The 309-nt window shown below is 55.3% G+C and carries 1 pseudogene; it reads left to right on the forward strand.

Annotation, left to right across the window (positions count from 1 at the left end):
- Nucleotides 1–12: 12 nt before the first annotated feature.
- Nucleotides 13–309 (forward strand): annotated as a pseudogene (locus tag EZM41_RS08295) (YebC/PmpR family DNA-binding transcriptional regulator); the annotation flags it as partial.

A 309-nucleotide genomic window follows, 5' to 3' on the forward strand; every position in this document is an offset into this window, starting at 1 on the left:
GGCAACCCTCATATGTGTCCTCACAGGAGGTCGCCTGGCACGTTCACCGACGGCGCCTATGCAGAGTATATAAAGCTTCCGTGGCGCCTCATCCACAAAATCCCCGACAATGTTAGTTTTGACGACGCGGCTGTGGCGGAACCCTCTGCCGTTGTGGCTCAAGGGTTGCTTGAAAGGGCGAGAGAGGCTAACGTGCCGATGGATAATATAGAACGCGCCATCAAGCGCGGCACCGGCGAGTTGGAAGGAGTTCAGTATGAGGAGGTCTTCTACGAAGGTTACGGCCCTTGTGGAGTAGCCATTTTAGTG

The organism is Acetomicrobium sp. S15 = DSM 107314 (assembly GCF_016125955.1).
Lineage (GTDB): Bacteria > Synergistota > Synergistia > Synergistales > Thermosynergistaceae > Thermosynergistes > Thermosynergistes pyruvativorans.